Annotated in this window: 18 protein-coding genes and 2 pseudogenes; 10 read left to right on the forward strand and 10 right to left on the reverse strand. The window is 63.9% G+C overall.

Going from position 1 to position 24334, the window contains the following annotated elements; all coding sequences use genetic code 11:
* The first annotated feature begins 69 nt into the window (after window positions 1-69).
* The 4 genes from BLR66_RS07975 to BLR66_RS07990 all read left to right on the forward strand — a co-directional run bounded on the left by BLR66_RS07975 (window position 70) and on the right by BLR66_RS07990 (window position 3108).
* Window positions 70-354, forward strand: coding sequence for a hypothetical protein (locus tag BLR66_RS07975; RefSeq protein WP_093282869.1), 285 nt, complete (start codon window positions 70-72; stop codon window positions 352-354).
* 77 nt (window positions 355-431) lie between these two features.
* Window positions 432-1142 carry a fumarylacetoacetate hydrolase family protein gene (locus BLR66_RS07980; protein ID WP_093282875.1) on the forward strand — a complete coding sequence of 237 codons (711 nt, stop codon included), beginning with the start codon at window positions 432-434 and terminating at the stop codon, window positions 1140-1142.
* A gap of 62 nt (window positions 1143-1204) precedes the next feature.
* Window positions 1205-1609, forward strand: coding sequence for a large-conductance mechanosensitive channel protein MscL (gene mscL / locus BLR66_RS07985; protein WP_093282880.1), 405 nt, complete (start codon window positions 1205-1207; stop codon window positions 1607-1609).
* A gap of 77 nt (window positions 1610-1686) precedes the next feature.
* Window positions 1687-3108 carry a M28 family peptidase gene (locus tag BLR66_RS07990; RefSeq protein WP_093282884.1) on the forward strand — a complete coding sequence of 474 codons (1422 nt, stop codon included), beginning with the start codon at window positions 1687-1689 and terminating at the stop codon, window positions 3106-3108.
* Window positions 3109-3307: 199 nt separating this feature from the next.
* Here BLR66_RS07990 and BLR66_RS07995 read toward each other — a convergent pair.
* From BLR66_RS07995 to cysD, 6 genes and pseudogenes are all read right to left on the reverse strand, one after another.
* Window positions 3308-4033, reverse strand: a pseudogene (locus BLR66_RS07995) (TrmH family RNA methyltransferase); the annotation flags it as partial.
* Between the two features lie 124 nt (window positions 4034-4157).
* Window positions 4158-4700 (reverse strand): GNAT family N-acetyltransferase, encoded by a 543-nt coding sequence (locus BLR66_RS08000; protein WP_093282893.1) that lies wholly within the window; start codon window positions 4698-4700, stop codon window positions 4158-4160.
* Window positions 4693-7818, reverse strand: coding sequence for an efflux RND transporter permease subunit (locus BLR66_RS08005; protein ID WP_093282896.1), 3126 nt, complete (start codon window positions 7816-7818; stop codon window positions 4693-4695). The genes BLR66_RS08000 and BLR66_RS08005 overlap by 8 nt, the downstream gene beginning before the upstream one ends.
* Before the next feature lie 7 nt (window positions 7819-7825).
* Complete coding sequence (locus BLR66_RS08010) at window positions 7826-8920, reverse strand: efflux RND transporter periplasmic adaptor subunit (RefSeq protein WP_093282899.1); 1095 nt, start codon at window positions 8918-8920, stop codon at window positions 7826-7828.
* Window positions 8921-9040: 120 nt separating this feature from the next.
* Complete coding sequence (gene cysN, locus BLR66_RS08015) at window positions 9041-10915, reverse strand: sulfate adenylyltransferase subunit CysN (protein ID WP_093282902.1); 1875 nt, start codon at window positions 10913-10915, stop codon at window positions 9041-9043.
* A gap of 286 nt (window positions 10916-11201) precedes the next feature.
* Window positions 11202-12158 (reverse strand): annotated as a pseudogene (gene cysD / locus BLR66_RS08020) (sulfate adenylyltransferase subunit CysD); the annotation flags it as partial.
* 178 nt (window positions 12159-12336) lie between these two features.
* On the opposite strand from cysD, the gene BLR66_RS08025 reads away from it, so the two are divergent.
* The 5 genes from BLR66_RS08025 to BLR66_RS08045 all read left to right on the forward strand — a co-directional run bounded on the left by BLR66_RS08025 (window position 12337) and on the right by BLR66_RS08045 (window position 19890).
* A complete protein-coding gene (locus tag BLR66_RS08025; RefSeq protein ID WP_093282912.1) occupies window positions 12337-14175 on the forward strand; it encodes an assimilatory sulfite reductase (NADPH) flavoprotein subunit in 1839 nt (612 codons plus the stop codon).
* Window positions 14176-14264: 89 nt separating this feature from the next.
* Entirely contained in the window at window positions 14265-15983 is a 1719-nt protein-coding gene (cysI, locus tag BLR66_RS08030; RefSeq protein ID WP_093282917.1) for an assimilatory sulfite reductase (NADPH) hemoprotein subunit, read from the forward strand.
* Window positions 15980-16702: a phosphoadenylyl-sulfate reductase gene (locus tag BLR66_RS08035; RefSeq protein WP_093282922.1), complete on the forward strand. Its 723-nt coding sequence runs from the start codon at window positions 15980-15982 to the stop codon at window positions 16700-16702. Before cysI ends, BLR66_RS08035 begins: the two co-directional genes overlap by 4 nt.
* Window positions 16703-17076: 374 nt before the next feature.
* Window positions 17077-18507: an MFS transporter gene (locus BLR66_RS08040; RefSeq protein ID WP_093282926.1), complete on the forward strand. Its 1431-nt coding sequence runs from the start codon at window positions 17077-17079 to the stop codon at window positions 18505-18507.
* Between the two features lie 75 nt (window positions 18508-18582).
* Window positions 18583-19890, forward strand: a complete 1308-nt coding sequence (locus BLR66_RS08045) for an acetamidase/formamidase family protein (RefSeq protein WP_093282930.1) — start codon at window positions 18583-18585, stop codon at window positions 19888-19890.
* Between the two features lie 44 nt (window positions 19891-19934).
* Here the strand turns inward: BLR66_RS08045 and BLR66_RS08050 are convergent, their stop codons facing one another.
* The 4 genes from BLR66_RS08050 to BLR66_RS18855 form a co-directional block, all read right to left on the reverse strand.
* Window positions 19935-20183 (reverse strand): DUF1272 domain-containing protein, encoded by a 249-nt coding sequence (locus BLR66_RS08050; protein ID WP_093282935.1) that lies wholly within the window; start codon window positions 20181-20183, stop codon window positions 19935-19937.
* A 153-nt stretch (window positions 20184-20336) separates the two neighbouring features.
* Window positions 20337-20723: a hypothetical protein gene (locus BLR66_RS08055; RefSeq protein ID WP_143014583.1), complete on the reverse strand. Its 387-nt coding sequence runs from the start codon at window positions 20721-20723 to the stop codon at window positions 20337-20339.
* A 59-nt stretch (window positions 20724-20782) separates the two neighbouring features.
* Window positions 20783-21256, reverse strand: coding sequence for a hypothetical protein (locus BLR66_RS18850; protein ID WP_143014584.1), 474 nt, complete (start codon window positions 21254-21256; stop codon window positions 20783-20785).
* A gap of 33 nt (window positions 21257-21289) precedes the next feature.
* Window positions 21290-22375: a hypothetical protein gene (locus tag BLR66_RS18855; RefSeq protein WP_143014585.1), complete on the reverse strand. Its 1086-nt coding sequence runs from the start codon at window positions 22373-22375 to the stop codon at window positions 21290-21292.
* Window positions 22376-22783: 408 nt separating this feature from the next.
* On the opposite strand from BLR66_RS18855, the gene BLR66_RS08060 reads away from it, so the two are divergent.
* A complete protein-coding gene (locus BLR66_RS08060; RefSeq protein ID WP_093282944.1) occupies window positions 22784-24316 on the forward strand; it encodes a S1C family serine protease in 1533 nt (510 codons plus the stop codon).
* The last annotated feature ends 18 nt before the right edge of the window (window positions 24317-24334 follow it).

The following is a 24334-nucleotide window of genomic DNA, read 5'->3' on the forward strand; positions in this document are numbered from 1 at the left end:
CACTGTCATGTTTCGGTCATCCGATACTGCGCCACCGGCTTGCGCCGCATTCTGTCACGACTACCGCCGATGTTCGCCAAGAGTTTCCGTTTCGACAGCTCCCGCCTGCGTTTCGCTTTCGCTCCGCGCAAGCCGCGCCATCCTTTGCTGCGCCTGGCGTTCGGCATCGTCGGGCTGGGCCTGCTTTGTCTGCTGATCTTCTTCAGCGTGTTCGTGGGCGCGGCGATGATCGTGGCGGGCGTAGCCTGGAAGCTGTTGAGCCAGCGCGGCAAGCCCGTCGCCGTGCGCGACGCGAACGTGGTCGATGGCGAATTCCGCGTGGTCCGCAAACCGGTGTTGCCGCTGTCGCATTGAGGTGCCGCGATCGGCACGCTCCGCGCCCAACGCGCTCCGCTTAAACTGTCGCGTCCGAAAACCTTGGCGCGAACTTCATGACCGACCTTATCCCCACGCCCGCGCAGGCGCGCGTTCCCGTCCGCGGCGGCGGCACCTTTCCCGTGCGTCGCATCTACTGCGTGGGGCGCAATTTCGCCGATCACGCCCGTGAAATGGGCGCGGTGGCGCCGGCTTCCAAAGCCGAGCGTGGCCAGCCGGTATTTTTCCTCAAGCCTGCCGACGCCGTGGTGACCGGCGGCGCCGACGTGCCCTATCCGTCCGGCACCCAGGATCTGCATCACGAAGTGGAACTGGTGGTGGCGCTGGGCAAGGATGCGCCCGCGGGCGTCCTGGCCGCCGAAGACGCCGACGCGCTGATCTTCGCTTACGGCGTGGGATTGGACCTCACCCGCCGCGATCTGCAAGGCGCGGCCAAGGCCAAGGGCCTGCCCTGGGATATCGGCAAGGGCTTCGATCATTCGGCGCCGATCAGCGAACTGGTGCCGGCCGGCGAAGTCGCCGCTTTGGAAACCCGCAGCCTTAACCTGCAGATCAATGGCCAAACGCGCCAGCACGGCGCCTTGACCGATCTGATCTGGGACGTGCCGGACATCCTGCACGAGTTGTCGAAATTGTTCGCGCTGAAGGCGGGCGACCTGGTGTTCATGGGCACGCCGGCCGGGGTCGGCCCGATGGTGGTGGGCGACGCGTTCGTGGCTACGCTGGACGGCGTCGCCGAACTGCGCGGGCGCATCGTCGCCGCGTGAAGGCGGCCGCGTTATAGTCCCCCGCACGGGCGTGTTGGCGCCTATATCCACAAGGAGAAGCCATGGGCATGATCAGCGAATTCAAGGAATTCATTTCGCGCGGGAACGTCGTGGACCTTGCGACGGCCGTCGTGATCGGTGCGGCGTTCGGCAAGATCGTCACCGCGATGGTCGATGGCATCGTCATGCCGGTGATCGGCTTCCTGACCGGCGGCGTCAGCGTCAGCGACTGGAAATACGTACTCAGCCCGGCGACCGTGGACGCGGCGGGCAAAGAGGTAGCCGAAGTCGCGATCCGATACGGCGCCTTCATCCAGACCATGATCGATTTCCTGCTGATCGCGCTGGTGATCTTCCTGATCCTGAAGGCCTACAACCGCGTCCGCAAACCGGTGGAAGCGCCGCCCGCTGCGACTCCCGAAGACGTGCTGTTGCTGCGCGAGATCCGCGATTCGCTGAAAAAGTAGCGACCCAACTTGCGTCACGGTGCACCGAAGCCGCGGGCTGTTAAGCTCGCGGCTTCCTTGGTTTTCCGGACCACGATATGCGCTTGGTGCCCCTGCTGCTTGCCCTTTCCATTTCCATCAGCCTGATTTCAGCAACCTCGTCCGCCGCAGAACGCGAAACGCGCATTCCCGAATCCGCACTGGCCACGGCCGCGACCTTGCGCGAGCAGGCACTGGCCGACGGCACCGGCTGGAAGACCGTCGAATCGCTGACCACCGAAGTGGGCCCGCGCCTGGCCGGCAGCGAAGCCGATGCGCGCGCAGTGGCCTGGGCGCAGGCCAAGTTCAAGGCCTTGGGTTTCGACAAGGTCTGGACCGAAGCGGTGACCTTCCCCAAATGGGAACGCCGCAGCGAAACCGCCGCGATTCTGGGTACGCACACGCAGCCGCTCACGGTCACCGCGCTGGGCGGCAGCCCGGGCGGGAAACTGCAGGCCGAGGTGGTCCGCTTCGGCGATCTGGCCGCGCTGGAAGCCGCGCCCGAAGGATCGTTGGCCGGCAAGATCGCCTTCGTCGACTACCAGATGCAGTCGGCGCGCGACGGCAGCGACTACCGTAATGGCGGGGCGATCCGTTCCAAGGGCCCTTCGGCGGCCATCCGCAAAGGCGCCATCGGCTTTCTGATGCGCTCGGCTGGTACCGACCACCACCGCGTCGCCCACACCGGCATCACCCGTTTCGATGAGGGACTGACTCCGGTGCCATCGGCTGCGCTCGCCATTCCCGACGCCAACCAGCTGGCCCGGCTGCTGGCGCTGGGTCCGGTGCGCGTGTCCGTCGCACTGGATTGCGGTTGGAACGGAGAAGCGACTTCGTACAACGTCATCGGCGAGATCACCGGGCGCAGCAAGCCGCAGGAAGTGGTGTTGATCGGCGGACACCTGGATTCGTGGGACCTGGGCACCGGCGCGATCGACGATGGCGCGGGCGTGGCCATCACCATGGCGGCCGGGCACCTGATCGGCCAGCTGAAGCAGGCGCCCAAGCGCACCATCCGCGTGGTCGCTTTCGCCAACGAAGAACAAGGGCTGTATGGCGGCAAGGCCTACGCGGTCAAATATGCTGCGGATGCGGCCAAGCATCAGCTGGGCGCGGAGAGCGATTTCGGCGCAGGCCGCATCTATGCCTTCAACACCGGTGCGCCGGAGCACGCCAAGGCAGCGACCCGCCAGATCGCCGAGGCGCTGAAGCCGCTGGGCATCGAATACGCGCCGGACAAGGGCGGCGCGGGCCCGGATATCGGCCCCATCGCGGAGAAAGGCGCTACCTGGGCCTGGTTGGCGCAGGACGGCAGCGATTATTTCGATTTGCACCACAACGCCGACGACACGCTGGACAAGATAGATCCGAAGGCGTTGGCGCAGAACGTAGCGGCTTATGCGGTGTTTGCTTATTTGGCGGCGGAGGCGGACGGTGATTTTGGGAGTGCGGTGAAGGCCGCGGAGCCTTCCCACGAGTAAGGCATCACCGTTCTATCGTCATCCCAGCGAAAGCTGGGATCCATTTTGACTTTGCTTTTTGACTTTCAAGGAGCCAAAGCAAGATCAAGATGGATCCCAGCTTTCGCTGGGATGACGACGGACTTTTTTGGTTCCTGCAAGTTTTCGTTGCAATGTGCTTCGGACGGTAAAGCAGCCGAGCAAGCTCGGCTCTACAACGTCAACGCCGCCATTGCGCCAGAAACACCGCGGTGGCCGCCGCGACATTGAGGCTTTCCACAGCACCGGTGCCGGGAATGGACAGCTGCAAGTCGCAGGCCCTGGCGAGAGTGTCGTCCATGCCCTCGCCTTCCGCGCCCATTACATAGACAAGTCGCTGCGGCAATTGGGCGGCGAACAGATCGGCGCCGCCCCGCACGACCGTGGCCGCCAGCTTGAAGCCGGCCGCACGCAGCGCGGCCAGCGCCTCATGGCGATCCTGCATGCGCACCAGGGGCACTCGCTCCGCACCGCCTTCGGCTACCCGCGCGGCGGCGCCGGAAACAGCAAGCGTCGAATCCTGCGATTGCAGGATCGCAGCCACGCCGAAATGCGCTGCCGAACGCAGGATCGCGCCGAAGTTGTGCGGGTTGCCCACGCCGTCCAGCCACAGTGCCAGGACAGGACCTTGCGGCAAGGTTTGCAGCCAAGTCGACAGAGCCAACGGTTCGACGCGCAGCACATCGGCCACCACGCCCTCGTGGTGCGAACTGGCGGCCAGCTTGCCCAGGTCCGTTTCCTCGACCACGCGATAGCCGATGCGGTTCTTGACGCACCAGGACAGCAGCGGTTGCAGCTGCGGAATGCGCGCTTCGGAAAGATAGAGCTTGCGGATGGCTTCGGGACGTTGCGCGAACACCGCTTGCACGGCATTGAGCCCGTAGTAGCGCAGCTCCTGCTTATTGCCGCCCTCGTGCCTGACCGCCGGACGTGGCTCGCGCGGCGGCGTCGCTTCCTGGCGCCTGCCGGTGTTCTCGCGTTTGCGCACGTCGTCGGTGCGGATGGAAGCCTTGTCCCAGGGGGAAGGCGGTTTAGTGGTCATCGTCCAGATTCCTGCGCACTTTGGCGAACACGCGCAGATCATGCAGCACTCCGCGCTTGAATACAGCTGCGCGTTGCACGCCTTCCTCCAGAAACCCGTTCCTGCGCAGCACCTGCGCCGAACCGATGTTGAACGCCAGCACGGTCGCGTACAGCCGGTACAGCTGCAATTCCCGCATCGCCCAGGGGGCGAATACGGAGACCACGCGGGTCATGGTGCCCTTGCCCCAGTGCGCGCGGCCCAGCCAATAGCCGAACTCCGCCGAATGCACGCGTTCGCCCTTGCCGGGATGCGCGCCTATGCCGCCGCAGGCTTCGCCGTCGATCTCGATGGCGAATACCGGATCGTCCAGGTCGATCACGCGCCCGGACAGGAACGCCTCGCCATCCTCGCGCGTATACGGCGAAGGAAACCGGTCGCTCACGCCGCGCGATACCTGCGCATCGTCGGCATGCCGCACCAGGCTGTCCAGATCGGAACCGCGCCAAGGACGCAGGACGAAACCTTCCCCTCGCAGCATCGTCTCAGCCATGCCCGCCCACCGATGGAGTCTGACCCTCGAGTTTCTCCAATTCATGCGCCACGGCTTCGGGCGACTTGGTGAACGGCGCCAGCAGCGTATAGGCCGCCGGCACCACCAGCAGCGATAGAACGGTGGAGAAGGCGACGCCGAAGATCACCACCACGCCGATGGTCGCGCGGCTGGCCGAGCCCGGCCCGCCGGCCAGCACCAGCGGCACGGCGCCCATGATGGTGGCGATGGAAGTCATCAGGATGGGCCGCAGGCGCACCGAGCACGACTCCAGGATCGCGTCGTGCACGCTGCGTCCTTCGTCGCGCAGCTGGTTGGCGAATTCCACGATCAGGATGCCGTTCTTGGCCGCCAACCCGACCAGCATGACGATGCCGATCTGGCTGAACAGGTTCATGGTGCCGCCGGTGATCCACAGGCCCAGCAACGCGCCCAGTACGCCCAAGGGCACCGTGAGCATGATGCCGAGCGGATGGATGAAACTCTCGAACTGCGCGGCCAGCGCCAGGTACACGATCAGCAGCGCCAGCGCGAAAGTGAACAGCACCGCGCCGCCGGCTTCCTGGAATTCACGCGACTCGCCTTTCCAGTCGATCTGCGCATGCTCGGGCAGTTCTTCGGCCACGACCTGCTGGGTCCAGGCGATCGCCTCGCCCAGCGGATAGCCCGGTGCCAGGCCGGCCGAAATGGTGATCGCACGCAGGCGGTTGAAGCGGTTGAGCGTGCCGGGTTCGGCCAGTTCGCTCAAGGTCACCAGATTGGATAGCGGCACCAGTTCGCCGCTGCTCGAACGCACCTGGATCGCCTGCAGATCGGCGGGACTGGCGCGGCCGGCGCGGTCGGCCTGCACCAGCACGTCGTATTCCTCGCCGCTGTCGACGAAGGTGGTGACCTGGCGCGAACCCATCATGGTTTCCAGCGCACGGCCGATATCGGTCACCGACACGCCCAGGTCGGAGGCGCGCGCGCGGTCGATGTTCACCCGCATCTGCGGGCGCGTTTCCTTGTAATCCGAATCCGGACCGACGAAACCCGGGTTGTCCTGCATGCGTTGCAGCAACAGGTCGCGCCATTGCGCGATCTCCGCATAGTCGGGCCCGCCCAGCACGATGTTGAAAGGCTGGCCGCGCGAGCGCACCAGACCGCCGCTGACCTGGGTACGCGCGCGCACGCCGGTCAGCACCGACAGTTTTTTCTGCACGTCGGCGGCCACCTCGGCGGTGCTCTCGCTGCGCTTGTCCCAATCCTGCAGGAAGATGGTGGCGCGACCGGTGTGCATTTCCTCGCTGGCGCCGAAGCTTCCCGGCACGCGCGGGTTGGCGCGCTGGATGGGCTGGTCACCGCCGATCATTGGCGCCAGGATCTTCTCCACCTGCTGCATCTGCCCGACGGTGTAGTCGAAACCGGCGCCTTCCGGCCCATCGATCATGACCTGGAAGGAGCCACGGTCTTCGGCGGGCGCCAGTTCCGAAGGAATGAAACGGAACAGGACCACGGCGCAGACCATCGCCACGACCATCAGGCCGCCGAACATCCAGCTGCGGTGCACGGTCTTCTGCAGCACATGGCCGTAGCCGCGGCTGAGTTTGTCGAACTGGCGGTTGACCCAGCTGTGTACGCGATTTGGTTTCTCCTTCGCATGTGGCTTGAGCAGCTTGGACGACATCATCGGCGTCAGCGACAGGGCCACGAATGCGGAGATTGCCACCGCCGCGGCCAGCGCCACCGACAGCTCACGGAACAGTCGGCCGGTATTGCCTTCCAGGAAACCCACCGGCAGGAACACCGCGATCAGCACGGCCGTAGTGGCCAGCACCGCGAACGCCACCTGCGCGGTGCCGCGCTTGGCCGCCACCAGCGGCGGTTCGCCCAGGTCCACGCGGCGCTGGATGTTCTCCACCACCACGATGGCGTCGTCCACCACCAGGCCGATGCAGAGCACCAGCGCCAGGAGGGTCAGCAGATTGATCGAGAAGCCGAAGGCGTACAGCGCGATGAAGGCGGCGATCAGGCACACCGGCACCGTGACCGCCGGAATCAGCGCCGCGCGCACGCTGCCCAGGAATAGCCAGATCACCAGCAACACCAGCACGATGCCTTCCAGCAGGGTTTCGTAGACGCGGTCCACCGCCGCATCGATGAAGGTGGTGGTATCGAAGGCGACGAAGATCTGGGTGCCCTTGGGCAGCGAAGTGCGGATCTTGTCGGCTTCTTCGCGCACCGCGTGGGCGACATCCAGACTGTTGGCGGTGGAAGTCTTGACCACGCCCAGACCGACATTGGGCACGCCGTTGCTGCGGAAATAGGCGCGCCTTTCTTCCGAACCCAGTTCCACCTTGGCCACATCGCCCAGCCGCACCACGTAACCGTCGGCGCCCTTGCCGAGCGGGATCTGGGCGAAATCCTCGGGCTTCTGGTAGTTGCGCGTCACCCGCAGGGTGAAGTCGCGGTCGGCCGATTCTATGCGGCCAGCCGGCGGCTCCACGTTTTCGCGCGCCAGCGCGTCTTCCACATCGCTGACCGCCAGACCGCGCGCGGCCAGCTGGTCGCGGTCCAGCCAGATGCGCATGGCGTAGCGCTGCTGGCCGCCGATGCGCACCTGCGCCACGCCATCGATGCTGGACAGCCGGTCGGTGATGTAGCGCTCGGCGTAATCGCTCAGCTGCAGCGTGTCCATCGTGCTGGAGCTCATGTTGAGCCAGATGATGGGATCGGCGTCGCTTTCCACCTTGGCGATCTCAGGCTGCTCGGCCTCCTCGGGCATGCGGCTGATAACGCGGCTGACCGCATCGCGCACGTCGTTGGCGGCGGCCTCGATGTCGCGCGACAGGTTGAATTCGATGCTGATGTTGGAACGGCCGTTGGCGCTGCGCGATTCGATGGTGTTGACGCCTTCGATGCCCGACAGCGCGTCCTCAAGCACCTGGGTGATGCGCGTTTCCACCACTGCCGCCGAAGCGCCGCGGTAGTCCACCGACACCGACACGATGGGCGGATCGATCGCCGGCAGTTCGCGCAGGGTCAGGCGGGTGAAGGACATCGCGCCCAGCACGATCAGCAACAGGCTCATCACCACGGCCAACACCGGGCGCTTGATCGAAAGATCGGAAAGCTTCATCGGCGTATCAGCCTTGCGCGCGGGCCGGCGCTTCGGCTGCGGGGACGGCGTCGGCCTTGCCCTCCGCTACCTTGCTGCCGGGCCGCAGCTTGCCGGTTCCGTCGATCACGATGCGGTCGCCCGCCTTGAGTCCCGACAGCACCTCGGCCTTACCCGAACTACGCGCGCCCACTTCAACCTTGGGTTGTTCGACGCTGCCGTCCGCCCTGACCCGGAACACGAAAGTATCGCGGCCCACCTGCACCAGGGCGATTTCCGGCAGCACCAGCGCCTGGCGTTGCGGCCGCGACAGTTGCACCTGCATCAACATGCCCGGACGCAGCATGCGGTCGGGATTGGGAAAGTCGCCGCGCACGGTCACCGCCCGGGTAGCGGCGTCGATGCGCGCATCGATGGTGCTCACCGTTCCTTCGAAGTCGCGGTCCGGATAGGAGTTGCTGCGCGCGCGGATCGACTGGCCGATGGCCAAAGTAGCCAGTTGCGCTTCGGGCACCGGGAAATCCACGTAGACGCGCGAGATGTCGTCGAGCGTGGCGATCACCGTGGTCGGAGTGATCAGGGCGCCGGGGCTGACCTGGCGGATGCCCAGCACGCCGGAGAATGGCGCACGCACATTGCGGTCGCCGATGTCCGAGCGCATCTGCTGCACGCGGGCCAGGGCGGCGTCGCGGATCGATTTCTGCGTATCCAGCGAAGCGCGCGCCACCAGTTGCTGGTTGGCCAGCGAAACCTGCCGCTTGTACAGCTGGTCGGCTTCGGCGAAAGTCGCCTGCGCCGCGACCAGCGCGGCCTGCTGCGAATCGCCGCGCAGGGTGATCAGCGGCGCGCCGGCTTTCACTTCCTGGCCGCTTTCGAAATGCACCGCCTGCACCGCTTCGCTGACCTTGGAAGTGAGCGTGACCGATTCACGCGCCTTGATCGTGCCGATGGCCTGCAGGGTGTCGGTCCAGGCCGAGGGCTGCAGCACCACCGTGGTGACCGGGACCGGCGCGGAAGCTCCTGCGTCGCCGCGCGCGGCGGCTTTGTCCTTGCCGCAGGCAGCGAGCAGCGGAACCATCATGGCCAGCAGCAGCACAATGCGCGCGCCCGGTCGGATCGGCATGTCTTTTCCGTAATCGTGGTTATTTCCGGAGTTTACCGGTCCACGGTTAACGCTTGTGGCAATAAAGGGTTGACCGGGGTATGACTAAAGACCCTTGCGGCCAGGCACGGCGCGGCGGCGTCACTGCAAACCCAGCTTCTCCAGCACCTGCGCCGCGAGCTTTTCCGGGCTGTCGCTGCCCGCATCCAGACGCAGCTCGGCATGCTCGGGGACTTCGTAGGGCGAATCGATGCCGGTGAAGTTGGGAATCTGCCCCGCACGCGCCTTGCGGTACAGGCCTTTCACGTCGCGCTGTTCGGCCAGCGCCAGCGGCACGTCGACGAAGATCTCGATGAACTCGCCGTCCTCGAACCGCGCGCGCGCCATCTGGCGTTCGGCGCGGAACGGAGAGATGAAGCTGACCAGCACGATCAGGCCGGCTTCGGTCATCAGCTTGGCCACTTCCGCCACGCGGCGGATGTTCTCCACGCGGTCTTCGTCGGTGAAGCCCAGGTCGCGGTTCAGGCCATGGCGCACGTTGTCGCCGTCCAGCAGAAACGTGTGGTAACCCAGCGCGTGCAGGCGCTTGTCCACCAGGTTGGCGATGGTGGACTTGCCCGCGCCGGACAAACCGGTGAACCACAGCACGCGCGGCGACTGGCCCTTGATGCGCGCGCGCGCGGCCTTGTCCACGTCCATGTGCTGCCAGTGCACGTTGCCGGCGCGGCGCAGGGCGAAATCCAGCGTGCCGGCGGCGACGGTGTCGTTGCTATGGCGGTCGATCAGGATGAAACCGCCCAGTGCGCGGTTTTCGGCGTACGGCGCGAAGGCGACCGGTTCGTCCAGGCTCAGGTTGACGTAGGCGACCTCGTTCAATTCCAGCCGCTTGGCCGCCAAATGCTCCTGCGTGTTGACGTCAATGCGGTGCTTGATCTCACTGACCGTCGCCGCGACGGTGCGTGCGCCGATCTTCAACCAGTACGGACGACCCGGCAACAAGGCGGCATCGTCCATCCACAACAGGTGCGCGGCGAACTGGTCGGCCACTTGCGGCGGATCGCCGGCCGCGGCGATCACGTCACCGCGGCTGATGTCTATCTCGTCGGCCAGCGTCAACGTCACCGCCTGTCCGGCGCGCGCGTTGCCAGTTTCGCTGTCGCCCACGAAAATCCTGGCTATTCGCGAGCGGCGGCCGGAAGGCAGCGCCACCACTTCGTCGCCGGGGTTGGCGACGCCCGCGGCGATGGTGCCGGCGAAGCCGCGGAAGTTCTGGTGGGGGCGGCTGACGAACTGCACCGGCAGGCGCAGGCTTCCGTGCGCCTCGTGGGTCGGCACCTCGACGGTTTCCAGATGCTCGAGCAGGCTCGGCCCCTGGTACCACTGCATCGCATCGGAATGGGTGGACAGGTTGTCGCCATTCAAGGCCGACAACGGAATGAAAGTGACCCGTTCGATGCCCAGCTGCGCCGCCAGGGCGCGGTAACCGGCGACGATGTCATCGAACACGGCCTGGTCGTAACCCACCAGATCCATTTTGTTCACGGCCAGCACCACGTGACGGATGCCCAGCAGCGACACGATGTAGCTGTGGCGGCGCGTTTGCGTCAGCAGACCCTTGCGCGCATCCACCAGCACCACCGCCAGATCGGCGGTGGAAGCGCCGGTGGCCATGTTGCGGGTGTACTGCTCGTGGCCCGGGCAGTCGGCGACGATGAACTTGCGGCGCTCGGTGTCGAAATAGCGGTAGGCCACGTCGATGGTGATGCCCTGCTCGCGTTCTGCGGCCAGGCCGTCGAGCAGCAGCGCATAGTCGATATTCTCGCCCTGGGTGCCATGGCGCTTGCTGTCGGCACTGAGCGCAGCCAGCTGGTCGTCGAACAGGCGCTTGCTGTCGTACAGCAAGCGGCCGATCAGGGTGCTCTTGCCGTCGTCCACGCTGCCGCAGGTGATGAAGCGCAGCAGGGGCTTTTCTTCATGTTGCTTGAGGTAGCCGGCGATGTCGGTGGGGTTGTTCATCTCGCCGCCTCGGTGCTTTTGATTCTGCTGTTGCTCCGCGCTCTATGGGTCCCGTGAGGCGCGGCAAGCGCAACGGGATAAACCCGCAGGGCGGCGCACAGGGATGTGCGCCGTTTCCGGAGCAGCAGGATGCTGCTTCCGGAAATTCCCGTTGCGCTTGCGCACCCGCAGCGCAGCGGAGGGCGCGCCGCCCGGGTGTGCTTTCTTTTGGTTACTTTTCTTTGCACAAGCAAAGAAAAGTGACTCGCGCGAAAGCGCGAAACGCTTGTCAGTGAGCAGAGCGCCATCAGAAATACCCCTCCAGCTTCTTCTTCTCCATCGAAGCCGTAGGATCCTGGTCGATCACCCGCCCCTGTCGCTCGGAACTGGTGGTCACCAGCATCTCCTGGATGATCGCTTCCAGCGTATCGGCTTCCGATTCGATCGCCCCGGTCAGCGGATAGCAGCCCAGGGTGCGGAAACGCACCTTCTTCCACTGCGGCGTTTCGCCTTCGCGCAAGGGCAGACGTTCGTCGTCCACCAGGATCAGCGCACCGTCGCGTTCCACCACCGGGCGCTCGGCAGCGAAATAGAGCGGCACCACCGGAATGCCCTCGCGATAGATGTAGAGCCAGATATCCAGTTCGGTCCAGTTGGACAACGGAAACGCACGCACGCTCTCGCCCTTGTCAATGCGCGCGTTGTAGACATTCCACAGTTCGGGCCGCTGCCGCTTGGGATCCCAGCGATGCTTGTCGTTGCGGAACGAGAACACGCGCTCCTTGGCCCGCGACTTCTCTTCGTCGCGCCGCGCGCCGCCTATGGCGGCGTCGAAGCGGTACTGGTCCAACGCCTGCTTCAGGCCCTGGGTCTTCATCACGTCAGTGTGCACGGTGGCGCCGTGGCTGATGGGGCCGATGCCCTGGGCGATGCCGTCGGGATTGATGTGCACGCGCAGTTCGGTGCCGGTCTCGGCCACGCGGCGGTCGCGGAAAGCGATCATCTCGCGGAATTTCCAGCGCGTGTCCACGTGCAGCAGCGGGATCGGCGGCGGCGCGGGGGCGAAGGCCTTGAGCAGCAGGTGCAGCAGCACCGAGCTGTCCTTGCCCACCGAGTACAGCAGCACCGGGTTGCGGAATTCGGCCGCGACCTCCCTGAGGATATGGATGCTCTCCGCTTCCAGGCGGTCGAGGTGGGACAGGGAAGGAACGGAACTCATCAAGGATTTCGCGGACGTGGAAGGGGCGGGAACCGGTTCGGCAGAGTATCAGCTGCCCCGGAAGGCAGGCATGTCCCCACAGGAGGCCGGCGAGTATTCGGCTTGCAGCCGGCGCGGCAGAAATAAGCGCAGGGCATAACCCCATAACCAGATGTCGTTTCTGCATGGGTTAACCCGTCCCTAACATCGGTAGTCCTAACCGCTATACCCCGCGAGTCAAAGCATGACCGCTGCACCGCCCGCGCTGACCCCCAGCCCTTTGCCCGAGGAGCGCAAGGCGCTGCTGGCGCGAGTCGTGGAAGGACTCGATCAACCCAGCCTGTGGTGGCTGTCCGGCTATGCCGCCGGCCTGGCCCAGGGCAATCCGGCCCCGCATCTGGCCGTGCTTCCCGGCGGTGCCGCCCAGGCCAGCCAGCGGCTGACCATCGTCTACGGCAGCCAGACCGGCAACGCCCGGCGCGTAGCTGAAGCCCTTGCGGGCGAAGCCGAAGCCGCCGGCCTGAACGTGCGCCTGCTCCGTGCCGACGCCTACCCGCAGCGCGAACTAGCCAACGAACGCCTACTCTATGTGGTCATCAGCACCCAGGGCGAAGGCGATCCGCCGGACGACGCCATCGGCCTGGTGGAATTCATCGCCGGCAAGCGCGCGCCGAAATTGCCGGAACTGAAATACGCGGTACTCGGCCTGGGCGATTCCAGCTATGCCGATTTCTGCGGCATCGGCCGCCGCCTGGATGCGCGCCTGGCCGAACTCGGCGCCAGCCGTCTGTTCCCCGCCGGCGAAGCCGACCTGGACATCGACACCGTCGCCCTGCCCTGGCGCGAACAGGCCCTGGGCCACGCCAAGACGTTGTTGAAGACCACGACCGCGCCTTCGGCCACTATCACGCCATTGCGCCCGGCACCCAGCGCACCGGTCTGGACCCACGACAAGCCCTTCGCCGCCGAACTGCTGCTCAATCAGCGCATCAGCGGACGCGAATTCAAGGGTGTCGGTTTCCTCAAGTACGGCGGCGTCGGCAAGGACGTTCGCCATCTGGAGCTTTCGCTGCAGGGCTCGGGACTTCATTACGAACCCGGCGATGCGTTGGGCATCCGCCATCGCAATCCGTCGCTATTGGTGGATGGCGTGTTGCAGGCACTGGAGCTGGATGGCGACGCGCTGGTGCAGGACAAGGATGAATCGCTGCCGCTGCGCGAGTGGCTGGCGGAACGCCGCGAACTGACCAAGCTCAGCCGTCCATTCCTGGCCAGCCACGCTGCGCAGTCGCGTTCGGAAGAGCTCAACGATCTGCTCGCCCCCGCGCGCAACGCCGACTTCGCCGCCCTGCTCAACACCCACCAGTTGGCCGATGTACTGCGCCGCTGGCCCGCGCATTGGGAGCCGCAGGAGCTGGTCGCCGCGTTGCGTCCGCTGACCCCGCGCCTGTATTCCATTGCCTCCAGCCGCAAGCGGGTGGGCGAGGAAGTGCATCTCACCGTCGACGTGCTGGATTACCAGGCCTTCGGCCACGCGCATGTCGGCGCGGCCAGCGGTTTTCTTTCGTCGCTGAGCGAAGGCGACCATGCGCCGGTCTACATCGAGGCCAACGAGCGCTTCCGCGTTCCCACCGATGCCAGCCGCGACATCATCATGGTCGGCCCCGGCACTGGCGTGGCGCCGTTCCGCGGCTTCGTGCAGGAGCGGGCAGAAACCGGAGCCAGCGGCCGCAACTGGCTGCTGTTCGGCGCGCGCCACTTCAACACCGATTTCCTCTACCAGACCGAGTGGCAGGACGCGCTGCGCACCGGCGAACTGCATCGTCTGGACGTGGCGTTCTCCCGCGACCAGGCCGAGAAGATCTATGTGCAGCAGCGGCTGCGCGAGCGCGGGCGCGAGGTCTACGACTGGCTGCAAAACGGCGCGCATTTCTATGTCTGCGGCGCCATCGGCATGGGTAAGGATGTGCACGCGGCGCTGCTGCAGATCGTTGCCGAACAGGCTGACGTCGATGCCGAAGCCGCCGCCGAATATCTGAGCAAACTGCAAGCGGAGGGCCGCTACAGCCGCGACGTGTATTGAACAGGCGTTGGTAGGAGCGACGTGAGTCGCGACTTGACGCTTCGATCGAAACCCTTCGCGACTCACGTCGCTCCTACGCACATACGAACATGACCGCCCATTCCGTCGAAGACATCAAATCCGAAAGCAAGCGCCTGCGCGGCGCCTTGCTGGACAGCCTTGCCGATCCGCTGACCGGCGCGCTGCGCGAGGACGACACCACCGTCATCAAATACCACGGCAGCTACCAGCAGGACGACCGCGACCTGCGCGACGAGCGCCGCCGGCAGAAGCTCGAACCCGCCTACCAGTTCATGATCCGCACGCGCACTCCGGGCGGCGTGGTCACCCCGCAGCAATGGCTGAAGCTGGATGCCATCGCCACGCGCTACTCCAACCATTCGCTGCGCATCACCACCCGTCAGGCGTTCCAGTTCCACGGCGTGATCAAGCGCGAACTGAAAGCGACCATGCAGGCGATCAACGCAACGCTGATCGACACCCTGGCCGCCTGCGGCGACGTCAACCGCAATGTGATGGTCGCGGCCAATCCGCTGGAATCGGCGGCGCATGCCGAAGTGCAGGACTGGGCGGCGAAACTGTCCAAGCATTTCCTGCCCAACTCGCGCGCCTATTACGAGATCTGGCTGGACGAGGAATTGGTAGCCGGCAGCGGCGAGGAAGAAGAACCGATCTACGGCAGCACCTATCTGCCGCGCAAGTTCAAGGTCGCTTTCGCCGTGCCGCCGGTCAACGACGTGGACGTGTTCGCCAACGATCTTGGCTTCATCGCTGTGATCGAGGACGGAGCGCTGGCGGGCTTCAACGTCAGCATCGGCGGCGGCATGGGCGCCACCCACGGCGATGCGGAAACCTACCCGCGCGTGGCCAACGTGATCGGCTTCATCACTCCCGACCAGGTGATCGCCATCGCCACCGCCGTGGTCACCACCCAGCGCGACCGCGGCAACCGCGTGGTGCGCAAGCGCGCGCGCTTCAAGTACACCATCGACGACCATGGGTTGGATGCCATCGTCGCCGAGATCGAAGGCCGCGCCGGATTCGCGCTGGCCCCGGCGCGCGCTTTCCGCTTCGAGCACAGTGGCGACCGCTATGGCTGGGTGCAGGGGGAAGACAGCCGCTGGCACCTGACCTTGAATCTTTCCGCCGGCCGCATCGCCGACCGTCCCAATGCGCCGCACCTGACTGGGCTGCGCGAGATCGCCAACGTGTTGAGCGGCGCTGATTCAAATCAACATTTCCGCATGACGCCGAACCAGAACCTGGTGATTGCCGGCGTACCTGATAGCGAACGCAAGCGCATCGACGCGCTGGTGCACTCCCACGCGCTGGATGCCGGCCTGCGCAACGGCACCGCCCTGGCGCGTGCGGCGCTGGCCTGCGTGGCCTTGCCCACCTGCGGACTGGCGATGGCCGAAGCCGAACGCTACCTGCCCGACTTCACCGGCAAACTGGAGCCGCTGTTGGACAAACACGGCCTACGTGACGCGCCGATCCTGTTACGCATCTCCGGTTGCCCGAACGGTTGCTCGCGCCCGTACCTGGGCGAGATCGCGCTGGTAGGCAAAGCGCCCGGCCGCTACAACCTGATGCTGGGCGCCGACCATCGCGGCCAGCGCCTCAACACGCTGTACCGCGAAAACATCGCCGAAGGCGAAATCCTCGACGCTCTGGATCCGCTGTTCGCGCGCTATGCGGGCGAACGCGAAACGGACGAAGGCTTCGGCGATTTCCTGCATCGCAGCGGCGTGGTCGCCCTGCCCCCTTACCCCACACACCGACAGATTCCGCTGGAGCTGCACGCATGAGTGCCCTGAACATCGATATCGCCGCCAACGAACCCGAGTCGCTGGAAGAACTCAACGCGTCGTTGGAAACGCGCACCGCCGAACAGCGCGTGGCGTGGGCGCTGGAGAACGGCCCGGCCAATGCCGCGCTTTCCTCCAGCTTCGGCGCGCAGGCCTCGGTGATGCTGCACATGCTCAGCGTGCAGAAGCCGGATATCCCGGTGATCCTGATCGACACCGGCTACCTGTTCCCCGAGACCTATCGGTTCGCCGACGAATTGCAGGAACGGCTGAAGCTCAACCTGCAGGTATTCCGCCCGCTGGTCAGCCGCGCCTGGATGGAAGCGCGCCACGGCCGTCTGTGGGAACAGGGCGTGGTCGGCATCGACCAGTACAACGGTCTGCGCAAGGTGGAACCGATGAAGCGCGCGCTGAAGGAATTGGGGGTGGGCACCTGGTTCACCGGCCTGCGCCGCAGCCAGTCCAGCAGCCGCAGCCAGACCCCGGTGCTGCAGCAACGCGATGGACGCCTGAAGGTGAATCCCATCGTCGACTGGACCGACCGCGACATCTGGGTCTACATGAAGAAGCACGACCTGCCCTACCACCCGCTGTGGGAAGAGGGCTATGTGTCCATTGGCGACTTCCACACCACTTCGCGCTGGGAGCCGGGAATGAGCGCGGAAGACACACGCTACTTCGGGTTGAAGCGGGAGTGCGGGATACACGTCGAGGTCTGAGTAGGTCGGGGCTACGTCCCCGACGCACGGATCTACCCACCTCTCCCCTCGTGGGAGAGGTCGACGCGCATCGCGCGGCGGGAGAGGGGCGAGCGGAGTCGCATGATCCTGCGAATCATGCCCCCTCCACATTCTTCACGCCGGCCGTTGCAACGCTCCCTACTTCTGATTGACCTCTGCTTCGCTCCACCCCTCATCCGCCCTACGGGACAGGCTCTTCTGTCACAAGGGGAGAAGGGTTAGGCAGGTAGGTCGGGGCTACGCCCCCGACGCTCGCTGATCCGTACGTCGGGGGCGTAGCCCCGACCTACCTCGGCATCTTCACCGTGCGTAAGCGACAATAGCGACACTGTCCAACGGATCGCTTCGCCTTCGTGAGAAAGGAACGTCTTCTCCCGCTCATCGTCGCGACCGCACTGTTCATCGAGAACATGGATTCCACCGCGATCACGACCTCGCTGCCGATGATCGCAGGCGACCTGGGCGTGGAGCCGGTGGCGCTGAAGCTGGCCCTCACCACCTACATGCTGGCGCTGGCGGTGTTCATTCCCATTAGCGGCTGGGTCGCCGACCGCTTCGGCGCCAGACCTACCTTCATGGCCGCCATCGGCGTGTTCCTGCTCGGTTCCGTCGGCTGCGCCGCGTCCGATTCGCTGGGCGCGCTGGTGGCCGCGCGATTCCTGCAAGGCATGGGCGGGGCGATGATGGTGCCGGTCGGCCGCCTGGTGTTGTTGCGCACCGTGCCCAAGGCGCAGCTGGTGCAGGCGCTCAGTTGGCTGACCATTCCCGCCCTGCTCGGGCCGATGCTGGGGCCGCCGCTCGGCGGCCTGATCACCACCTACAGCAATTGGCGCCTGATCTTCCTGATCAACTTGCCGATGGGCTTGCTGGGCATCTATCTCGCGTGGCGGCATATCCCGATGCTGCGCGGCGGGGCGCGTCCGCTGGACTGGCGCGGATTCGCGCTGTCGGCTACGGGCCTGGCGCTGACCATGTTCGGATTCGCCAGCATGGGCCGGCACCTGGTCAGCACGCCGATCGCCGCCGCCTGCCTGTTCACCGGCGCGGGATTGCTTGGGGTTTACGTGATGCATTCGCACCGCCATCCGCACCCGTTGATCGATCTGGGGCTGATGAAGCTGCCGACCTTCCGCATCGGCGTGCTGGGCGGTTCGCTGTTCCGCATCGGTATCGGCGCCACGCCGTTCCTGCTGCCGCTGATGCTGCAGCTGGGTTTCGGCCTCAATCCGCTGCAGTCGGGATTGATCACTTTCACTTCCGCGGCCGGCGCCATGTTCATGAAGACCCTGGCCGGGCGCATCCTGCGCCGCTGGGGATTCCGCAAGGTGATGATCACCAACGCGATGATCGCCTCGTTGCTGCTTTGCTGCTTCGGCCTGTTCCGTGCGCAAACGCCCTACCCGCTGATCATCGGCGTGCTGCTGGTCAGCGGCTGCTTCCGCTCGCTACAGTTCACCAGTCTCAACGCCATCGTCTACGCCGACGTGGAACCCGCCCGCATGGCCCAGGCCAGCAGCCTTGCGGCGATGGCCCAGCAGGTGTCGCTGGCCATGGGCATCACCATCGGCGGCTATGCGCTGAGCGTGGCCAGCATTGCCACCGGCGAACCGATGACGGCGGTGATCAATTTCAGCTTCGCCTTCCTCACCGTGGGACTGATCTCGGCCAGCTCGGTGTGGATGATGCTGCGGCTGGCGCCCGATGCGGGCGCGGAAATGTCGGGCAAAGCGGAGCCGGGCAAGGAAGTGACCGAGCCCAAGCCGGAGCAGCGGCCCGGCAATTGAGTTGCGTGCCTGGGATTGACCGTCGGAAGCTTAGGCCCAACAATGTGACTACAATTGTAGTCAGACTGGGTTGCCATGAAGAAACGTCTCGTCCTCCTGCTTTTCCTTTTGACTGCGTGGACGACCGGCAAGGCAGCCGAATCCACAGGCCAATGGCTGGTCACTACCGATCTGTGGGGCAATGCCACCTACCAGTTGCTGGAGCTTCCCGATGGCGAAGGTCCGTTGACCGGCGTCTTCGATGGCGATCCGCTGAAAGGAACCCGCCAGGGCCAAACCCTGGAATTCGCGGTGACCGGCAGCGACGGCGCCGTTTACCGTTTCAGCGGGACGCAAACGCAAGAGCGGATCGCCGGCACCGCCGACTACCCGGACACCAACAACAAAGACCAGCGCGCGGCGCACGCTTTTTCCGCGCGTCGTCTTCCGCAGCGCAAGGACGACTCACCGCAGCGGCACGAGTTCGTTCCTAGCGACTATTCGAACGAATTTTCTCCCCACCGCGCTCCTGTGCTGACGATCTGGCCGGGCGATACCGTCCACACGACCACGCTCGACTCCGGCGGCGTGGACCAGCATGGCAAGACGCAGGCGCTTTTCGGCAACCCGCAAACGGGCCCGTTCTATGTCATGGGCGCCGGGCCCGGCGATGTGCTGGCTATCCGCATCAAGCGCCTGCGCTTGAATCGCGACTATGCCGACAGTCTGGACAGCGTGGTGGGCCGTGCGCTTTCGCCCGCGCTTGCCGCAAAGGCGACGGAGCTGGGCAAACCGGTGCGGTGGAAACTGGATCGCGAGCGCGGCGTGGCGCGCCCGGAATCACCGTCGCCGCAGCTGCGGGATTTGTCGGTGCCGCTACGCCCGATGTTGGGTGGTTTGGCGGTGGCGCCAGGATTCGGTTCGGCACCGATCTCGACCGGCGACACCGGCCGGTTCGGCGGCAACATGGATTTCAACGAGATCCGCGAAGGCGCCACGGTCTACCTGCCGGTATCGCAACCCGGCGCGCTGCTGTACCTGGGCGACGCACATGCTTTGCAGGGCGACGGGGAGACGTCGCAATACGGGTTGGAAACGTCGATGGACGTGGAATTCAGCGTGGATGTGCTGCACAAGAAAAACATCTTCGCACCGCGCGTGGAATCGGATACGCAGATCATGGTGCTGGGCCAGGCCGGCTCGCTGGACGATGCGTTGCGCTCGGCGACGATGGGCATGGTGCAGTGGCTGCAGCAGGATTACGGCCTCACCGTGTCCGAATGCGCGCAGGTGATGGGCAGTTCGGTGCATTACGTGGTGGCCAACCTGGCCGGGCGAAGCGTCGGCCTGGCCGCCAAGCTGGACAAATCCGTGTTGCGGACGCTTTCGCCGAAGTCTCCGTAGCTCGGGGGCTGCCGGAGCTTTCAGAAGGGCGGGCTAGAGTCACCCTACGCCGGTTTCCCGCAACCTTCTGGCTTGAATACCCGTTCGGTCGATGCCGGATATTTCGCCAACAGATGCGTTGCCCGTGTTGGCCGCGCGGTGAAATCGCCGCCGCAGTTCGGACACTTTCCGTGCAGCACCGAATCGACGCACGACGCGCAGAACGTGCATTCGAAGGAACAGATCCGCGCCTCGGTGGAATCGGGCGGAAGATCGACGTTGCAGCATTCGCAACTGGGGCGTAGTTGAAGCATGGCTATCCTCCGGCGCCGTATCGGTCAGGCCGCGAGTCTATGCCTTACGAGCGGGATCGGTAATACTCACGCCAAAACACCGAAGCCCCGCGCATGCGGGGCCTCGGCAGCACTCGTGCTGGAGTTCGAAAGTCCGCTCCAATATCGTTCTGGCTACTTCTTCTTCCGCCTCTCGGCAGCTTCAAGGAGAGGATTCTTGGCAGGCTCGCCCTTCTTGCTGCAAATCGCATCGGAAACGCCTGATAAAAAGGACGACCCCACGTAGCAACGATACTCGGCGCCTGACTTTGTTTTGACTACATATCGTGTTTCGAAGCCTTCTTTCTTGATGTCGGAAAGGGTGAAGTCATCGTTCTCCAATCCAAGCGCGAATGCCGTGCGGTCCTGAAGCTTCTCCTTGGAGACAGGCTTTCCGAACGCAAGAGCAGTTCCAGAAACCGCCAGCAATGCCATCCCGATTACGGTAATACCAAACTTTCCAAACATAAGTTCTTCCTTAAGTTCCTTGACCTGAGTTTCCGATCGTTGCCAGGCCTTCAACGTTTCAAGGAATTCGCTGCAACTACTACTCCCCGTGCTGAAAGTACAACAATCAGCGACTAAGCCTCCTTCAATTCTCCTACCGTGACTGTTCCTCCGCATCCATACAAACATGACCCACCCGACCCATAGACACGGCCGCCGGACCAATAATACGAGCCCGAACCACCGCCGCCACTAGAGCCGGAAGTATTGCTCCCCGACTTAGGAGCCGTTTCTTTCATCAATTTGTTGCACGGCTTGTCTTCGGTAACTATCGTTGCAGAGTTAACGAATTTATACGACACCGGGCCAAGATAATTATTTGACCTCCACTCAGCCTCTCCAAGCAGCTCGACGGCCTTCTCATCGAGCTTTTTCATTGCCGCTGCTCGGGCCGGATTCTGATAGCCCTGCGCCCCAGCTACAGCGATATTCCATGCAGAAACTTCTATAAGACCGAGGTAAGGCATTGCTTTCATCGCACAGGCGATCGCAATACCGCTAATCACCAAGGAACCACCAGCCAGAAAGACCCTGGATTTTCTCTTCATAAACACTCCTTGTTGGTATATATGCCCTTGTTTTCACCCGTCGATTGGGCGCGGGTCGACGGGTGGTGAGCTCGGTCCACGGATCTTTCGCTGAAGCTCATACAGCTTGTTGTAGATATCCATTGCTTCTAGATCCCCCTGCATGCGCTCGGAGTTTGTCAACGGAACATCAAACATGAGATCGCGTGCGGCAGCGATCCTAAAATTTCCGCGCATTTCTGAAACACGGCTGACGGCATATGCGGTTTGTCTATCACCTCCCCTATTACTGGCCAGGTAGGAGGCCAACATATCTAGTGCAAATCCAGATCCTTTTGCACCCTCCGTCAATAAATCAGTAACTGCGGCGTCGTCTCCGGCCATCAAACGGCGATGATCAAGTATCGCTTTCGCGCCTCTGTCGCCCTGTTCGGCGGCTTCTCGCAGCTGCTGATCAGAAGCCTGTGCGTAGGCAGCCCATTGCTTCGCGTTTGGATACCCGTTTCTATCGAGCCATGACTGCTCAGCCTTGCTTGTTGCCATGAATGGATCATCAGCCAGCTGCAGACCATCTCGACTTAAAGGAAGATCGGGAAATGGATGGTGCCCACGCGGTCGCAAAGACTCTGGCTCGACTTGCGCTCTTGCCTGTTCAATCCGTTTCGCAAGATCGTCATCTCTTTGTCTGGCGCGACCGACATCTTTCTGAGTTGAAGCTTGCTCAGAGGGTTGGAGCCATAACCATGTCGAATACCCCACCGGCAGCAGCGAAGCAGCAAACACAATCGGTGCCAGCCAGCTCGCGAATCGCTTTCGCCGAGCAAACCACGCAATTGATGCGACCGCCGCAATCAGGGCAAACGCAATTCCAGTCCATAACCAAGGAACAAATTGACGGCAGATATCGGAGGTCTGGGCAGCGCATTGAACCGCTGTCTGCTGAATAAGCGTGTTGGCGTGGAATAGAGCCAAGACGGAAAGTGAAATATCCAATCCAGCCGCACACGCCAGCAGAGCGCCGGTTCGCTTTGCAATTTCCATTGCTGTTCCCTCCTTACCGACGTGAGTGAGTCGCGCCATTTCATGAATGAACTTATTCGAACCGATGTTGCTTGGGTTTACAATCTCAGAAAATTGCACCCACCTCTATCGCGCTCCGTCCCCGCCAACTAATAAGAGACTGCGCACATTAAGGATTAGACGATCGATCAGCGGGTGATCGTCTGCGTCGGCGATTCCCACGTCGGCGGTACCGGTCAGTCCGCCGTCTGATTGTCGCCCGGAACACGACGCAAATCGTGCCCATGAAACCACGACTTCCAGCGGGCAGCCCTCCGCTGCCCATGCGCTGAGGCCAAAGTTTCGATCCGCTCCGGGGGGGAGCCGGATTCGGCATCACAACTATCGCGAACCGGTGGTTTCCAACCGGTGGCATGCCTTGTCGATACCGGTTAGTGTGCGGAAGCGGCGTGGGGACGTCCGCAAATAGGTACGCGATCGCGGCATGCCTACATCACACGCAACATCACATCCTGGGGGAACCGATCCATGACGCGCATCGCAACCGTTGTCTTCTGTGCGCTCGCATCGCTGATGCCAGCGCATGCCTTTGCGCAAGCAGCGCAGGCACGAACCGCCTTTACGTTCTGCACCGTCACCGACATGTCCGGCGGCGGCATGGGCACGGCCAAGATCTGGGCGTCACCGGTGTTCGAATTCAGTTATCGGGCCGATGATGGAGGCGGCATGTCGCGCACGGCGGAACTGGCGACCGAATTCCATACATTGGTCGGCGGTATGGGCGGTTCCGGCGACAAGAGTTGCTTTCCCGCCACCGAAAGCCGCGCCGAACTGGAGGCGCTCCGCGCTCAGCAGCGCAAAGACTGGACCAAGCGGATCATGCTCTGGGCCTCGAAATGGCAGGAAGTCGCGTGGACGCCCAAGCCATGGAATCCCGTAGCCGTGGTAGCGAAAGCCGCCTCCACCAGCAAATATTTCTATTGCTATGTCACCGATGTCGAGCCGGACGTACGCAAAACGGTCGCCAGCCTGGTCTTCGAGAAACCGGTGCGTGGCGATGACCCCATGGCCATCTACAACCAGACAAACGCCTACACCGACGAATTCAAACGCACCGCCCTGCCCGGTCACGGCGTGTCGGATGAGGGAACGATGTGCGTGTTCAAGGACACGCTGGCCGAGGCCGAAAAGAGCCGCAAGGAATATCGCAGGCTCTTCAGCGGTTTCAATCTGCGCTTCGTCGATCTGCCATGGAGCCCTTCCGGAACGGGACCGCCGCAGCCCGCGCCGCCGACAGTTGCGGCGGCGGTGGCGACGGATACACCGCCTGCGGCTCAAGGCAGACTTGGCGTGGCGATAGACACCGTCACCGACACGTTGGCGCTGGCCCTGGGCCTGCAATCCGCACGGGGAGCGATGGTGGTGCAGGTGATCCCAGGCGGCGCAGCGGAAAAGTCGGGGCTGAAGCCGCTCGACGTGGTACTTGAGGTTGCCGGGCAATCGGTTGAAAAGGCTTCCGATCTGCCAGCCATCGTCGCGCGGCTGCGTCCTGGTTTCAAAGCTCCGCTGCGGGTGTGGCGCGAGCGCAAGATGCTGGAGCTATCGGTAGAAATCGGATCCGCAGCCGATACGGCGATTCCGTCGGCCGTCGCCGCCGCCGTGACGCAACCTGCCGCAACCGACGCCGCAATGCCAACGACGTCCGCCGAACCCATGTATTGCTTTGCAGAGGTCAATACGAAACGCGATGCCTGGTATTCGCCGGTCTGGACCGAAACCCGTCCTGGCGACATGAATACGCTGGTCGCCGCAGCGCGCGACCAATTTCTGGCCCACGTACGCAGCATTGCGCCGGACCTTCCGACCGATGCAGTCACCGAAAGTATTTGCGATGCAAGCAACAGCCGCAGCAAAGGCTATGGCTGCTCGACGACCGCAGGGAAGAATCTGTTCGCACGAGTCAGCTGCATTGCCGATGGCAATCTGATGGGCATGGCTTGGACAGGCGAGCGCAAAGCATGGTCGAAGTTGCAGGACGTGCAGTGGAAGCCGTCGCCTTGAAGAACGGCAGATGGATGA

Source organism: Pseudoxanthomonas sp. CF125 (assembly GCF_900104085.1).
Lineage (GTDB): Bacteria > Pseudomonadota > Gammaproteobacteria > Xanthomonadales > Xanthomonadaceae > Pseudoxanthomonas_A.

Bases quoted from the DNA above. Each gene is read 5' to 3' on its own strand.
- BLR66_RS08060 (WP_093282944.1), top strand. From the start codon at position 22,784: ATGACGCGCATCGCAACCGTTGTCTTCTGTGCGCTCGCATCGCTGATG.
- BLR66_RS08045 (WP_093282930.1), top strand. From the start codon at position 18,583: ATGAAGAAACGTCTCGTCCTCCTGCTTTTCCTTTTGACTGCGTGGACG.
- BLR66_RS07975 (WP_093282869.1), top strand. From the start codon at position 70: ATGTTCGCCAAGAGTTTCCGTTTCGACAGCTCCCGCCTGCGTTTCGCT.
- cysN (WP_093282902.1), bottom strand. From the start codon at position 10,915: ATGAACAACCCCACCGACATCGCCGGCTACCTCAAGCAACATGAAGAA.
- BLR66_RS08050 (WP_093282935.1), bottom strand. From the start codon at position 20,183: ATGCTTCAACTACGCCCCAGTTGCGAATGCTGCAACGTCGATCTTCCG.
- BLR66_RS18850 (WP_143014584.1), bottom strand. From the start codon at position 21,256: ATGAAGAGAAAATCCAGGGTCTTTCTGGCTGGTGGTTCCTTGGTGATT.
- BLR66_RS07990 (WP_093282884.1), top strand. From the start codon at position 1,687: ATGCGCTTGGTGCCCCTGCTGCTTGCCCTTTCCATTTCCATCAGCCTG.
- mscL (WP_093282880.1), top strand. From the start codon at position 1,205: ATGGGCATGATCAGCGAATTCAAGGAATTCATTTCGCGCGGGAACGTC.
- BLR66_RS08025 (WP_093282912.1), top strand. From the start codon at position 12,337: ATGACCGCTGCACCGCCCGCGCTGACCCCCAGCCCTTTGCCCGAGGAG.
- BLR66_RS08035 (WP_093282922.1), top strand. From the start codon at position 15,980: ATGAGTGCCCTGAACATCGATATCGCCGCCAACGAACCCGAGTCGCTG.
- BLR66_RS08010 (WP_093282899.1), bottom strand. From the start codon at position 8,920: ATGCCGATCCGACCGGGCGCGCGCATTGTGCTGCTGCTGGCCATGATG.
- cysI (WP_093282917.1), top strand. From the start codon at position 14,265: ATGACCGCCCATTCCGTCGAAGACATCAAATCCGAAAGCAAGCGCCTG.
- BLR66_RS08000 (WP_093282893.1), bottom strand. From the start codon at position 4,700: ATGGCTGAGACGATGCTGCGAGGGGAAGGTTTCGTCCTGCGTCCTTGG.
- BLR66_RS07980 (WP_093282875.1), top strand. From the start codon at position 432: ATGACCGACCTTATCCCCACGCCCGCGCAGGCGCGCGTTCCCGTCCGC.
- BLR66_RS08005 (WP_093282896.1), bottom strand. From the start codon at position 7,818: ATGAAGCTTTCCGATCTTTCGATCAAGCGCCCGGTGTTGGCCGTGGTG.